The organism is Virgibacillus sp. GM2-2 (genome assembly GCF_055329585.1).
On sequence record NZ_JBUZWC010000001.1, the window covers coordinates 645057 to 659637 of the forward strand.

At 34.5% G+C, this 14581-nt stretch carries 17 protein-coding genes and 1 pseudogene; 8 read left to right on the forward strand and 10 right to left on the reverse strand.

From position 1 onward, the window contains the following. Positions 1 to 40 precede the first annotated feature (40 nt). The 10 genes and pseudogenes from ACY9Z2_RS02960 to ACY9Z2_RS03005 form a co-directional block, all read right to left on the reverse strand. Positions 41 to 790 (reverse strand): ABC transporter permease, encoded by a 750-nt coding sequence (locus ACY9Z2_RS02960; protein ID WP_463608109.1) that lies wholly within the window; start codon positions 788 to 790, stop codon positions 41 to 43. Continuing rightward, a complete protein-coding gene (locus ACY9Z2_RS02965) occupies positions 780 to 1553 on the reverse strand; it encodes an ABC transporter ATP-binding protein (protein ID WP_463608110.1) in 774 nt (257 codons plus the stop codon). Before ACY9Z2_RS02965 ends, ACY9Z2_RS02960 begins: the two co-directional genes overlap by 11 nt. Before the next feature lie 382 nt (positions 1554 to 1935). Beyond that, positions 1936 to 2274 (reverse strand): DUF1048 domain-containing protein, encoded by a 339-nt coding sequence (locus tag ACY9Z2_RS02970; protein WP_463608111.1) that lies wholly within the window; start codon positions 2272 to 2274, stop codon positions 1936 to 1938. A gap of 1 nt (position 2275) precedes the next feature. Beyond that, positions 2276 to 2614 (reverse strand): PadR family transcriptional regulator, encoded by a 339-nt coding sequence (locus tag ACY9Z2_RS02975; RefSeq protein ID WP_463608276.1) that lies wholly within the window; start codon positions 2612 to 2614, stop codon positions 2276 to 2278. A 203-nt stretch (positions 2615 to 2817) separates the two neighbouring features. Next, positions 2818 to 2952, reverse strand: coding sequence for a hypothetical protein (locus ACY9Z2_RS02980; protein WP_463608112.1), 135 nt, complete (start codon positions 2950 to 2952; stop codon positions 2818 to 2820). Next, positions 2942 to 3193 (reverse strand): annotated as a pseudogene (locus ACY9Z2_RS02985) (DnaD domain-containing protein); the annotation flags it as partial. The gene ACY9Z2_RS02980 and the pseudogene ACY9Z2_RS02985, both read right to left, overlap by 11 nt. A 12-nt stretch (positions 3194 to 3205) precedes the next feature. Further along, on the reverse strand, positions 3206 to 3382 hold the full coding sequence (locus ACY9Z2_RS02990; RefSeq protein ID WP_463608113.1) for a hypothetical protein: 177 nt from the start codon (positions 3380 to 3382) through the stop codon (positions 3206 to 3208). Between the two features lie 80 nt (positions 3383 to 3462). Further along, positions 3463 to 3666 (reverse strand): hypothetical protein, encoded by a 204-nt coding sequence (locus ACY9Z2_RS02995; RefSeq protein ID WP_463608114.1) that lies wholly within the window; start codon positions 3664 to 3666, stop codon positions 3463 to 3465. Positions 3667 to 4010: 344 nt separating this feature from the next. Then, positions 4011 to 5132, reverse strand: a complete 1122-nt coding sequence (locus ACY9Z2_RS03000; RefSeq protein ID WP_463608115.1) for a DUF4917 family protein — start codon at positions 5130 to 5132, stop codon at positions 4011 to 4013. Between the two features lie 114 nt (positions 5133 to 5246). Then, positions 5247 to 5483 carry a M48 metallopeptidase family protein gene (locus tag ACY9Z2_RS03005; RefSeq protein WP_463608116.1) on the reverse strand — a complete coding sequence of 79 codons (237 nt, stop codon included), beginning with the start codon at positions 5481 to 5483 and terminating at the stop codon, positions 5247 to 5249. 266 nt (positions 5484 to 5749) lie between these two features. Between ACY9Z2_RS03005 and dndB the strand changes: the two genes are divergently transcribed. From dndB to ACY9Z2_RS03045, 8 genes are all read left to right on the forward strand, one after another. Continuing rightward, positions 5750 to 6838 (forward strand): DNA sulfur modification protein DndB, encoded by a 1089-nt coding sequence (gene dndB / locus ACY9Z2_RS03010; protein WP_463608117.1) that lies wholly within the window; start codon positions 5750 to 5752, stop codon positions 6836 to 6838. A gap of 3 nt (positions 6839 to 6841) precedes the next feature. After that, positions 6842 to 8404 (forward strand): DNA phosphorothioation system sulfurtransferase DndC, encoded by a 1563-nt coding sequence (gene dndC, locus ACY9Z2_RS03015; protein ID WP_463608118.1) that lies wholly within the window; start codon positions 6842 to 6844, stop codon positions 8402 to 8404. A 14-nt stretch (positions 8405 to 8418) separates the two neighbouring features. Continuing rightward, entirely contained in the window at positions 8419 to 10410 is a 1992-nt protein-coding gene (gene dndD / locus ACY9Z2_RS03020; protein WP_463608119.1) for a DNA sulfur modification protein DndD, read from the forward strand. After that, positions 10407 to 10799, forward strand: a complete 393-nt coding sequence (dndE, locus tag ACY9Z2_RS03025) for a DNA sulfur modification protein DndE (protein WP_463608120.1) — start codon at positions 10407 to 10409, stop codon at positions 10797 to 10799. The genes dndD (ACY9Z2_RS03020) and dndE overlap by 4 nt, the downstream gene beginning before the upstream one ends. A 2-nt stretch (positions 10800 to 10801) precedes the next feature. Then, positions 10802 to 11920, forward strand: coding sequence for a cysteine desulfurase family protein (locus tag ACY9Z2_RS03030; protein ID WP_463608121.1), 1119 nt, complete (start codon positions 10802 to 10804; stop codon positions 11918 to 11920). 70 nt (positions 11921 to 11990) lie between these two features. After that, entirely contained in the window at positions 11991 to 12185 is a 195-nt protein-coding gene (locus ACY9Z2_RS03035) for a DNA modification system-associated small protein (protein WP_463608122.1), read from the forward strand. Next, positions 12186 to 14186 carry a DNA sulfur modification protein DndD gene (gene dndD / locus ACY9Z2_RS03040; RefSeq protein WP_463608123.1) on the forward strand — a complete coding sequence of 667 codons (2001 nt, stop codon included), beginning with the start codon at positions 12186 to 12188 and terminating at the stop codon, positions 14184 to 14186. Between the two features lie 12 nt (positions 14187 to 14198). Beyond that, on the forward strand, positions 14199 to 14564 hold the full coding sequence (locus ACY9Z2_RS03045) for a hypothetical protein (protein WP_463608124.1): 366 nt from the start codon (positions 14199 to 14201) through the stop codon (positions 14562 to 14564). The last annotated feature ends 17 nt before the right edge of the window (positions 14565 to 14581 follow it).

Below are 14581 nucleotides of genomic sequence, written 5' to 3' on the forward strand. Positions count from 1 at the left end.
AGTAATTGGATATCGAAATGACTACACCATCATGATGCACCTATCCTGACTGTCGTTTAAATTTTTTAATTGCGAAGAAGTAAGCAACGACCATAATGCCGACGCACCAAGCTAGCGCGGTCCAGATATCACTGCCAACAGACCCTTCATATAATAGGGCACGAATCGCGTTCACAATCGAAGTAACAGGCTGGTTCTCAGCGAACACACGAACAACGTCAGGCATGGTTTCCGTGGGGACAAAAGCCGAACTGATAAACGGTAGGAAAATCAGCGGGTACGAATATGCCGTGGCCCCTTCCATAGATCCCGCTGTCAATCCAGGAATAATCGCCACCCATGTTAGAGCTAGCGTAAACAGACCGAGTATCCCGGCTACCATGAGCCAATCTAAGATATCAGCGTTGGAACGGAATCCCATCAAGAGCGCAATTAGGACAACCACCACGACAGTAAGTGCATTAGAAACAAGAGAGGTCAACACGTGAGCCCACAATATCGACGAACGCTTGATAGGCATCGTGACGAAACGAGCCATTAGCCCACTTTTTACATCGGTAAACAGTCGCAAGGAAGTGTAGGCAATACCGGATGCGATTGCCATCAGCAGGATTCCCGGCAATAAATAATTGACGTAGTTGTCAGTGCCGGTTTCAATGGCACCGCCAAACACGTAAACAAAAAGCAACATCATCATAATCGGCGTAATTGCCACTGTAATAATTGTATCCGGGCTACGCATGATTGTTCGCATTAATCGTCCTAGTAATACACCAGTTTTACTTTTCAATTACATCTCCTCCTTTTTTGCCGATAATTTCGAGAAAAATTTCTTCCAGTGTCGGCTGCTTCTCGATATACTCCACTTTAGCCGGCGGAAACATTTCTTTGAGCTCCGCAAGTGTACCTGTCGTGATGATCTTTCCTCCATGCAGGATAGCAATACGATCGGCAAGTTGTTCGGCTTCCTCCAAATATTGCGTGGTCAGAAAGATGGTCGTGCCCCCACCAGCAAGCTCCTTGATGGTATCCCAGACCTCAATACGCACCTCAGGATCAAGACCAGTCGTCGGTTCATCAAGAAAGATGACTGCTGGTGTTCCGATTAGACTCATGGCGATGTCAACTCGACGCTTCATTCCACCGGAATACTTGTCAGCACGAAGGTTGGCTGCTTCATTCAAACTGAACTTAGTTAGCAGATCGTCAGCAACTTGTGCAGGATTAGAAACTCCGCGCAACTTGGCGATCATCATCAAGTTTTCCCGGCCGGTAAGCATACCGTCTAATGCTGCGAACTGCCCTGTCAAGCTAATACTTTGGCGAACATGATCTGGTTGACGCTGGACGTCAAAGCCACAAATCCTTGCTTCACCACCATCAGGTTTCATCAGTGTCGAGAGAATGTTAACCATTGTAGTCTTACCCGCCCCATTTGAGCCCAGCAAAGCAAAAATCTCACCACGCCGCACCTCAACATCTACTCCCTTTAAAACTTCCTTTTCTTTAAAGGATTTTTTTAACCCTTTTACAGAAATCGCTCCATTGCTCATATTTTTTCCTCCTTATAAAAATGTAACAAGGACGCCTGCGAGATTCGGAAATGAGTAAGTTTCGTTTGGTGCAAGCCGATTGCACACAAACAAGTGGAGAAATATCCCGTCAAACGCCTTGCAATGCTTGATAGCCTATAATTCACTACTTAGTCTGACTGGTAATCAGTGTCACTTACTACTAAGTTAAAAATATAACTGAACAGTGAAGGTAGCAATTTCTATTTGTAACCAACTATTCAGTCGCTAATATCTATTAAATTTCCAATTTTTACATTTACTTCATGACACGCTGACTCGGATTTACACCAATCTATCCAAAATGAATTTAAGTGTTCTGTCGTTAATATCGCTGTAAGGCAATTTTCACTATGAATACGCCTTAACCTCGACCAATCGTATCGTTCAATTTCGCACGATATTTGTCCATCCAGGTTTTCGTATCCTTCATTAGTTCGTCGCAAAAAGCAGCCACATCATCACCCGTAAGGTCAGTGACTTTTCTATCTTCCGCTGCCCCTTCCTCAAAAAGATCGAGAATGCAGTTAAAGATACGGCTGATTTCCTTCCAATCGGTAAGACCACCAGAGGTCCACATATATTTTTTAATCGCATTATAAGCGTTGTGGTAATCACTTGGAAGTGCCTTAGCACGTGCCTCCATCGCCTTCCATTCACGCTTGTCATCCAGACTTCCGATAATTTTTTCAAAAATACGCATACTAATCCTCCTTTTGAATTTTTTTCGTTTTGAGTTCGTTAATTTTGCTTGATACAAATTCCCATTTTTCCCAAAAAACTTCAAGTTGCTCTTCTCCTGCTGCGGTAAGTGTGTAAAATTTTCTCGGTGGTCCTTTAGTAGATGACTTTTTCTTGATGTCTACCAAATTGTTTTTCTCAAGCCGCATGGCAATTGTATAAACTGTACCTTCCACCACATCCGTGAAGCCAAGTCCCCGCAACTGTTGTGTGATTTCATAACCGTACGTTTCGCCACGACTGATAATCTCAAGCACACAACCCTCAAGCACCCCTTTCAGCATTTCTGTGATATTTTCCACTTTTTCTCCCTCATTTGTATATATTTTTTCAGTACGCTGTAACACAGGTATTTTATGTTTCAACTATTTAGTATTACTTAATACCAGTATATAGTATCACGGAGTAGTTAATCCAGTCAAGAATAAATTTTTCTCCAAAAAACCTGGCCACAGCGTATTTTCAAGAATCGACCCAAATATTTTTTTATTACTCATACCCTTACTTATAACTTTTGATAAGCCATAGTAGCATATCCTTCTGATTTTTTTCTTATTCTTGCAAGAGCCTCTTCCATTTCTTGTTTTTCTATAGCAGGATCCACAACCTCTTTCACTAATCCCGCCTGTTCACGCTTCAATTTCTTCTTGCGCTTCTGCTCTGAACCAATCCGGTACAACCTCATCCGACCTTCCTCTATCATAAGATTGTACCTTTCTCTCAGTAACAGTCTGATAATCTCTTGCTTCCGCATTAGCAGCATCAACCTCCGTAATTCCTTTTTTCGCCCATGCTTGCAGTATACCTTTCACATACCCCCAATTACTTTTACCTTGATCCAAAGCCCGCTTCATCGCATGCAAAACTAGTTGCTTACCTAAATCCGTAACCCACTAAATCATATCATTCGCAACATAAGGTATCATTGCACCAAAATTATCCTGAAAAAATGCAATCGCGTCCGTCGTAGTTGTTGTTTTATTGTTTTGTTTCGTTTCTTGTTTCTGTTTAATTAAAGGGTGCAGATTTTGGTCTTTTTGCAGGGTTGAAGCACATGTATGATGACCCACATTCTAGTACAAGCAAATCATCTTATATAACGCAGCCCGATTCCCGCTTCTAGATGTTACCTGAATATACCCATTATCCTCTAATTCCTTACGCGCACGTTTAAACTACTATCCGATAATCCAACCTTCTCAATCAATTTAGACGCTGCAACCGTAAATTCCTCTCGCCAGCTAAGTCTATTATTAATATCTATCAACGTATACCAAAGCGATCGCGCATACACAGAAATTGGCTCTAAATTAATCTTAAAATGAAATTCGTTTAATTGTTTAACGTAGTTCATTGTCTGCCACCCTTGGAATAAAATATAGTTTTCTATATTTATAATCGTTGGAAGTTGGGGTTAGATGGCATGGGCAATAAAATAATTAAAAACTTCATTTCATGGAAAAAGACTCTTGATTATTCAAAAGACGTATTAATCTCTTATTAATAGTTTTAGCCTACACAATGCAGGGGAGTGAAACAGTCGCCCACGAATATCTAATTCCTTATGGCACGGTTCTCTGTATTAATTTAAAGGTAACAGCAAATAGAGATGATACCCCATTGGTTTACCGCATTTCCCAAAAGTTCCGCCCTCTTATAATCTATCGCTAATTATTAGCAAATGTCTTCAAAACTTTTTTATGCATCTTGAAGAATATCCTCAATCGAATTTGCACCATTAAAAATAAAATGTTCTTCTTTTTTCAATTTATTTCTTTTTAAACCCAAGGATTGATTTACTTCCTCCACAAACTTGTCCTGCTCTTCATTAGACTTATAATCTACAATTATGAACTTTTTTAATAGTTTGGGATTCTTTTTTGATCTTGTCAGTTTTAGCCTTTCAATGATAGCCTCATTGATGTGCTGGTCTCTAAAACTATACCCGATGATATAAAGTTCCTCGCAAAGATTGTCTGGATCGACCATTTTCTCTTTAAATTTAGAATAATAGTAGCTGAAAGGTAAGGTTTGAACCTTTCTACTCTTAAACCCCCCCGTTATGATAGCAGGGAAAATTTCATCTGCATCTATATTTTTGTACATGTTTGTTAATCTAATATCCTCAGTTCTTAATTTAAAAACCCTACCATCAGAGAGCCTTTTAAATGAAGAAAGTGAACCATGCAGATGATGCAAGCGAACATCCCTTTTTCCGAAATCTAACAAAGTCTGCTGAGGATCAAAATTAAACTTATCGTTACCTTTCCACGTACCCCTTTTAACATGAAAGTCAGTGAGCCTATCTGCACCTACTAATTCTAAAAGTATAGTTTCAAGCAAAAGATCAAAGTTCAATGTGAAGATATCTACACCTTGGTTGTCTTCAAATTGTGCTTCTAACCAATTTATAAACCCTGATAATTGATCATCAATTTGATCCCAATGAATATTCCCATCAATTATTTCTACAATTGATGTAGTATAAGTCAAAATGATTTCTTTTATTTTACTTAAATGCTTCTGTATTTCCTCGGCTGATAGATTTTCTTTTTCAAGATACCTCCTGCCTTCTTCCTCCTTTAATAAAAAATTAACGTAACTGTCCAAAGAATCGTGAACTTGTTCCACGCTTGCTATAGCCTCTTCAAAATCAACTTGAATATATTCATCTTTTTGGATCCTCTTCATATGATGTTCAACAAATTTCTTATGTTCTTGGGATAAGCGATCATAAAAAATTTGAGTTATATTTTTTAACGAGAATGCTTCATTCAACCCAACAGAAAGACCATTACCAGTTAGTATTACTTTTTTCAAAAAACCACTCCTAATTATTTTTTAAACACAAGAGAATATACAAAAGGCAGTTCAATCTTTATGAACTACCTGTCAATGTAAAATTATGTTGTCAAAATTCTATCGAGTTCATCACTACAATTCCTTTACTACTACTTCATCCAAGATTGCCTTTCTCTTTTCCCAATCGGGCATAAGGGAATATAGCATGTTATAAAATTTCTCACTATGAACATTATACTTAAAATGAATTAACTCAAGTAAAACGACATATTCAATGCAATGTTTTGATGCTTTAATAAATTTAAAGTTCAGTAAAACCGTATTGGTCTCTAGTAATGATGAACCCCAACGTGCCTTCATTATTTTCATATCAACTGCCGGCCTGTACTTTTCAACTAATGGATATTACTTGAACAGTGCCTGGCACAGTTCGGTAAAAGACAATAGAACCCCCTCAGTTGATTACTCTACCATCATTCAGGTTTCCAGATAACTTCCCTTCATTAAATAACCAGAAACCCATTCCGAATGGTTAAAATAATAATTCATTTAAATCAGCATCTAATACTTGAAAATAATGTCGATATTATTCATAATAATATTATCATATTACGTACGTAAAGGGGAAGGATTACATGGAAAATGGTTTCACTTATAACTTTCCTTCTATTAAAGGACAACAAGCTGGAAAGGATTATTTTATAGCAATGTGCCCTTTGAGGATTATTCCAAAAATATTTCTATTTGATGAAGAAGAGGTGCCACCGGAATTTCGTTCACAGCGCATTATAAACAAAAACAGAATACCTGAAATAACCAATTATATAGTTAACAACCCCGATGACTATGTGTTTTCATCTCTTACAGCATCCATTGATGGTGATTTAGAATTTAATTCTGTTTCTGAAGAACCCGCTTTTAGTGACGTCGGTACATTAAGCATCGCATTGGATGCAAAATTTTTAATTAATGATGGACAACATAGAAGAGCAGCAATTGAAGAAGCTTTACGAATTAATCCAGAACTAGGATCTGAAACGATCTCTGTCGTTTTCTTTGTTGATGAAGGTTTAAAGAATTCCCAACAGATATTTTCAGATCTCAATAGACACGCGGTCAATACTACTTCTTCTATTGGAATTCTATATGATCATAGGGATAAGCTAGCAATTTTAACGAAGAACCTTACGGAATCTATACCATTTCTTAAAAGATATACAGACAGGGAAAAAGTTTCGTTATCTAAGAATTCACCGAAAATTATTGCCCTAAATCATATTTTTAATACTAATTTAAAATTAGTGGGAGTTTCTAAAGGGGACACTATCAATCAAAACGATGAAGAATTTTTAATAGAATTCTGGCAGCTGCTTACACAATCTATAGATGAATGGCAACAGGTTCTTAACAAGGAGTTATCACCAAAAGAGTTGCGAATGAATTTCATTGTGGGTCACGGTATATTCCTAGAAGCTTTGGGGGTAGTTGGAAATTATTTAAGAAATAATAATCCGGTAGACTGGCAATTTTACATTAAAAACTTGAAACAAGTTGACTGGTCACGTGATAATACTTCTCTCTGGGAAGGAAGAGCAATTAAAAATGGCCGCGCTCAAAAAAATGCCCAAACGATTAAACTGACTGCAATACAAATCAAACAACAACTGAAACTCCCTCTCACCAATAGTGAGGTTGAGCTAGAAAAATCCGTATTTGGAGGGTAATTTATGTCTATCATTTCCGACTTATATAACACAAAAAACACTCTGTTTAATGAAGCAAAAGAAGAAATCAAAACAGTTTATAAGAAAGATAAAAGACCCTGGGTTATTGGATACAGTGGTGGTAAAGATTCAACAGTAGTCGTTCAACTTGTCTTTGAATCTTTGAAAGAACTTGATCCAGTTGAATTAAATAAAAAAGTGTACGTTATTTCTTCAGATACTTTGGTAGAAACACCTTTAATTATACAATCTATTAATACAACACTTAGAAGGATTGAAACAAAAGCCATTGAATTAGGCTTACCAATTGAAACTTATAAGGTTAAACCAATGATCGAAGAATCTTTTTGGACTAATATTATTGGTAAAGGTTACCCCTCTCCAAACCAACAATTTAGATGGTGTACAGATCGCATGAAGATTGACCCAGCAAATAGATTTATAAAGGAAAAGGTTAATTCATTCGGAGAGGTAATCATGTTACTAGGTGTCAGAGAAAAAGAAAGTAAAACGAGAGCAAACGTTATTAAATCGCACTCAACAGAAGGAAAAGTATTAATGAGGCATTCTACTCTATCGAACGCCTATGTATTTGCTCCTATTAAAAAGTTTGATGTAGATGACGTATGGAATTACCTGTTATCCTACGACTCCCCGTGGGGTGACGATAATAATGAGCTGTATCGTTTATATAGTGATTCTAGTAGTGGAGAGTGTCCACTTGTAGTAGATAAAACAGTAAAGGAATCAGCCGGATCCTGTGGAAACTCTCGCTTTGGATGCTGGGTATGCACAGTTGTAAATGAAGACAAAGCATTAACTGGCTTTATTAATAATGGGCATGATTGGATGAAACCTTTATTAAACTTTCGTAATTGGCTAACTTCTATTCGAGATGATCGATCAATGAGAATGAAATACAGAATGAACGGTCAAGTATATTTTCTTCCTGTTCAAATTGTGAAAAGGGATGATGGGGATCATATACTAATTCCTAAAAAGGGTAGCCGTGAAAAAAAGTACTACCCACTTGAACAATTTGATACTATACATCACTCTGAACTGAAGGACTATGTTAAAAATAATAATATTGATCTTGCTTCTTCCGATGACCCAGATGTATTAATTATCAATGATAAGGGGCAATACTGCCGATTGGGTCTTGGTGGTTTTACTTTAGAGGCACGTAAAGAAATCTTGGAACGTCTCTTAAAGGTACAAAAAAACCTTAAACATCCAAGCGATGAAAATTATGAATTAATACAAGAGGATGAATTAAAAGAAATACGAAAAATTTGGTTTAATGACGGTGACTTTGAGGATAGTCTTCCTAAAATACACCTTGACATATTTGGTTACGAACTTAACTGGGAAAAGGATGAAAGGCTAATGTTTGAAAATGAAGACCTTTCACAGTTACAGTTATTATGTGAAGAAGAGGATTTAGATTTCAGACTAATGAAAAAACTGTTATTAATTGAAAAAGAATATTCAGGTTATAAAGTTAAGAGAGGATTAATGGAACAGTTGTCTTCTGCTTTAAAACAAGACTACTTACATTTATAAGAGGTATGTGACTAATGATATTTACAGAATTAACCCTTAACAATATTGGCCCCTATCAAGGGACGAATACATTTAAATTCAATAATATTAAAGGAAAGAACACTGTGCTAATTGGAGGGAAAAATGGAGCAGGAAAAACGACTCTTTTAAATGGAATCCGCTTAGCCTTATATGGCTCTCTTGCCTATGGATTTAAAACACAGACTAAAGAGTACCTTAATAAGGTTGAAAAGTTATTAAACTCAAAAAGCAAAGAAACTCAAACTAGTAAATTTTTTATCCAAATTACTTTTACAAATAATGATAATTTAAGAGAAAACACATATAAAATTACACGCATTTGGCAGCAAAAGAATCAAGCAAAACTAAATGAAAGAGTAGAAATCATTAAAAATAATGTTCATTTAAGTGAACTGGAAAAGGAAGAGTTTTACGAGCATTTGCGAAATGACTTTCCCCCATCTCTCTTAGAGTTATGCTTTTTCGATGGTGAAGACATTGCAAAACTTAGTAATGAGAATAATTTATCTATGTATATTCAATCTTTATCAGCTAAACTCTTTAATTTAGATCTATTTTCAAGCCTGGAAAACGACATTTTGAAATACTTATCACAGGGTTCCACAACCGAAATACAAGATCAACTGGAAATAGATAATAAAGAAAAGAAAATGGAGCTTACAAATAAAATTGCTCAATTAAAACTTCAAAATGAAAATCTAGAGGAAGAATTGACAAACCTTTCAAATCAAAAAAAAGAATATGAAAAAATTAAAAGGTATTTCTCTTTACATGGCGGGCTAATTCATGAGGAAAGACAAAAACTTCATGAAAAAATCGCGCACACTGAAGCGAGCCGAAAACAACAAGGCGATAGAATTAAAGAGTTTATCGCTACAGAGCTACCGCTTTTTCTTGTTTCTCCTTTATTAAAGAGGTTAATAACACAGTTAAAAGATGAAGAAAATCAAAAGATATCCCAATTTATAAATCAAAATATTAAGGAATTATCTATTCAGAACCTGCTGGGAAGTTTCATTGAATCCTTGTCAGAAGACCAGGAAAGAGAAATTAAGGAAAAGCTTACAAATCAGCTAGCACCAACCAAGGAAGTTGAAATAAAGCATAACGCTTCTGGATCCGAAGCAAATCAAGTTTATAACTTGAAGAATAGTATTACTGTTGAAAATTTAAAAGAAAAAAAAGTAATTCTTGCTATGAACAGAGAAAAGTTAGAGACTCTAAAACTATACAAAAAACAATTGAAAAATAACGAGAATACCTCTGAATTCTCTACGATGATCCATCAAATGGAAAATTATAGACAAGAGATAGACAATTCCGATCGTAGAATTCAAAACTTAAAATCATATATTGGTGAAATAAATAAAGAAGTAAATCAGTTAACTCTATTATATGAGAAAGTTAAAAAAGAATTATATAATTCCTACAAAAACAACTCTTCCTTCAAAGAGGCTGAAAAAATAATTAATATTAGTCGTAGGTTTCAAAAGAAACAATTGAATAAGAAAATAGCTGATGTTGAATATTTTTCAACAAAAATGTTGAAATCTTTAATGCGTAAAAAAGACTTTATAGAGAAAATAGTCATTGATAAAGACAATTTTAGTATCAAGCTAACCGATCGTAAAAATAATAATATAAGCAAGGAAATTTTATCTGCCGGCGAAAAAGAATTATTGGTACTATCAATAATTTGGGGTACTATTTCTTCTTCAAAAAAACAAATTCCTTTTGTCTTAGATACGCTGCTAGGTAGATTAGATGTGGAGCATAAAGCTTCAATTATCAAACATCTAGTTCCATATTTTAGTAATCAAACAATTATCTTATCTACTGATTCTGAAATTGACCAACAACTTTATACGGAATTAACTTATAATTTATCAAATGAATTTACACTAAATTACAATAATGAAGAAAATAGAACTAACATTGAAAATCGTTTCTTTGAATACAAAAATGAAGGGGTTGTACAATCATGAATTTCCGTTTGAAAACCTCTAAAAACACAGGTGAAATTTTAAAAAACCTGTATAGTTCAACAGGTCTAACGCCGAATATTCTTGCACGCTTATCTATATCACTGTCTTTAGCCGATCCCACTCTACCTGCTAATGTGACCACAGATAGTCAAGGATTGGAATTTAATCGGAATACACTTACAGGAAATCAGGATTATATCTACAAAGCTTTAATAACTGAACATGCTGGAAAAACTGTTGAAGAGACAGAGTACTTTCCTTCATTATTTAATTCTCATTTAGAAAGAGGCGTTAAGCTTTTAGAACAAGAGTACAAGCATGCAGGCAACTATAATAAGCTATTAAATAATTTAATTGGATTAGCTGAGGATCATATCAAGGAGGCTTAAACATGCTCTACCTAGACAATAGTGCAACGACCCCAGTCCTACCTGAGGTAGCCAATAAAATGTATAAATATCTGACTGAAGAATACGGGAACCCTTCAGGTAAATATTACCAAAAAGCGACCCAGTCAAAGATAGCGATAGAAGAAGGTCGGGCTAATATTGCCACTCTACTTGGTTGCCATGAATCGGAAATCGTTTTTACAAGCGGGGCGACGGAAAGTAACAATATGATCATTAAAGGAGTAGCGCATTATTATAAAAAGAAAGGGAAACATTTAATCACCTCAAAGGCAGAGCATAACTCTGTTCTAGATGTATTCTCATTTCTCGAAAAAGAAGGTTTTACTGTAACTTACCTTGATGTTGATCAGGAAGGAAAAATAAACACTGAGGAGTTAAAGCAAGCTATTCAAGAAAATACTATTCTAGTAAGCTTGATCTGGGGAAATAATGAAGTAGGTACATTAAATCCTATACAAGAAATTGCCGAAATATGTGAGAGTAATAATATATTCTTCCATACCGATGGAACACAATTACTTGGTAAAATCTCTATCAATTTATCTTCTATCAGTGGAATTACCTTTCTGTCTTGTTCGGCACATAAAGTACATGGACCAAAAGGCGTTGGGGTAACTTACATAAAGAGCGATGAATATGGTAAACTTACCCCTATTACCCCGTTGTTACATGGCGGTGGACAAGAAGGAAGCATTAGAAGTGGGACCTATGCTGTGCATAATATTGTAGGATTTGGAGAAGCGGCAAAAATTGCAAAGAATAGATTAGAAGAAAACAGCAACAATCTTCAAAAATTAGAAGAATCAACGAAAGAAATTCTTATTAAAAAGTTCGGGAAGAAAGTTTACTTTAATTCACCAAAAACAACTAAAATACCCGGCATCTTAAATGTAAGGTTTTATGGATTAAATAACGAAATATTACTCAAAAAATTAGCTCCTGTAATAGCTGCATCAAGTGGTTCAGCTTGCAGTAGTTCGAAACCATCACATGTATTGCAAGCAATGGGATATGACTTGAAACACGTAAGAGAATCGGTTCGATTTTCACTTTCACCCTATTTAGATCAAAAAGATATTGATATACTAGAATCCTTATAAAATAATATACAAAAATGCCACATACTTTGTATCTATATGACTATATTAAATTATTGGAGTGTATTACCTTATGAATAAGGCAAAGCAACAGGAGATAGAAGTTTTGGCAAGTCTGTGTTATGACAAGGATATTCCCCTTAAATTTGCAAAAGACCTATTAAAAGAATCAAAACGTTTTGCATATGAGAATTTCACTCAGAAAAATAGAGCTGCAGAATATGAAAAATTATTGAAGTTTCACAGTAAGAATAGAAAAGGTGATTAAATGCTTCTTAAGAAACTTACATTCGATAATTATAAAACGTATTATGGTATACAGGAAGTAAATTTATATATTCCTGAAAACGTCCGAAGTGAATACAAAAATATCATTTTAATAGGTGGGCTAAACGGAGCGGGAAAAACCACTATTTTAAAGGCTATCTTATATGTACTATTCGGTAAGCGTGGTATTTCAAAACAAGAATACACTCAGATGTTTTCAAATGCTATTAACAACTATTATTTTGATGAAGGTGGGAAAAACTGTTCAATTACATTAATATTAGAAACGGATACAAAAGAAGAATGGACGCTGACTGTTAAATTTTACTTCGACCGAAATAAAAAAATTACCCATGAGGAAAGAAAGATATCAATACTGCCTATCGGCTCTAAGATTAAGAAACAAGTTAATATTAATAATATTGACATATATAATCAATTTATTGATAAGATAATTCCTTACCACGCTGCACCTTTTTTTATTTTTGACGGCGAAGAGGTAAAAGAAATTATATTACGACAAAATAGCTCTGAAATGAAACAAGCCATTCATAAGATATCTGGAATGAATTCTTATTCCATTTTAGTAACTGACCTAGAATACTTGAAGAGAAATATTGACAGAAAAATTACCTCAGCTGTTAGCCAGTCTCAATTAAACAACCTAAATAATGAATTAGAAGATATAGATCTAAATATAACAAAATACGACAGAATAATTGATAAAGATAGTAATAAGTTACGGAAGCTAATAAATGAATTATCAAAAATAAAAGCTATAAGAAATGAAAAACTTACGTCGAATAACAAATCTAGAGAAGTTATTATTAAGAAGCTATCACGATTAGAAACTGAAGTGGAAATGAAAACAAAAGAATATAACAACTATTATAAACAAAATATAGTAAACATTATTCTTTCTACTAAATATAAAAAGTTAAGAAGTAGTATTTCAAATGAAGAGACATCAAAAAAACAACAGATCATACGTGAAACAAAATTAAAACCATTTAATGATTTTATTGAGCAGTTATCAACTAAACAGATTACACCTCCTCTATCACAAGTTCAATTTGAACAAATTGAAAAAATCGGGAATCAATTGTGGGCAAAAATGTCTAATATTGAACTTAAAGAAGAGATGCCAATTATCCATGATCTTCCTTCCAGAGAACAACAGACGTTAAATAATTTCAAAATAGGTAATAAAGAAGACGTAATCTCTATGGTAAAGAAAATTGATCAATTAAAGTCTGAAATTTTAAATGTAGAAGAAGAGATTAGAAACGCTCCAACCGAAGAAAGTATTGATGAAGAAAACAATAAAATAGATGGATTAAATAAGGATATTGGCCAAATTGAATCAAGACTGTCTAAACTCAGGAAAAAACACCACTCATTTAGTATAGAGAAAAAGAATATCCTAAATAAACTTACCCGGTTACAGGATAAATCAGGAAATATAGATGAATTAATGCAACAAAAAAAATTACTTGAACCTACCATAAAAATGTTGAAAGAATATATTGAAAAAGTTACCCTTCTAAAGGCTAATGAAATTCAAAAAGAGTTTTCAAAAATGTTAAATAAACTCATTCGTAAAAAAGATGAGTTCGGTGAGATCAGGTTTGATATCGAAACATTTACCATTAAACTTTTCAATGATCATGGACAGGAGATCAGTGTAAATGATCGCTCAGCTGGAGAAATGCAAATGATCTCTTCTGCACTTATTTGGGCACTGACAAGGGTCTCTGATTTAAGCTTGCCTATTGTTGTTGACACACCACTAGGTAGACTTGACAGTTTCCATCGTAATCACTTAATTAATTATTACTATAAGTACCTCAGTGAGCAAGTTATTATACTATCGACCGATACAGAAGTAACTAGTGAATATGTTGGATTGATGAAGGAAAACTCTTATAAACAGTATATGCTGGACTATAACGAAGAAAAAAAATATACAATAATCAGAGAGGGATACTTCAATTTTGTATAAGGTGTGATAAATGTGAGTAACCGAAAACTTAACCTTTCGAAAGTAGGTAAAGAAATATTAGATAGACAAGTTGATATTTTAGATATGGTTAGACCTGAATTATTAAAAGTTGCTCTAGCTAAAGGGATTGCGGAAAATAATTCTGCTGAAATTAAATTTAAAGACTATGACAAAGGATGGACTGTTCCAGATGGGATTATAAAAGACAGTGAGTATTTACTTTTTAAGCACCTTACTATTGAAGAAATCCAAAAACATCTTAATGACCAAGAAGTTCAAAGGTATTTTGAGTATTTTATTGAGGAGGGACTGAGAATCCTTCTTAAAATAAGCCAGGAGAAAACATCATTAGAGGATAGTAGACTTGCTATAATATAAAAAATGCTCCCTTATTA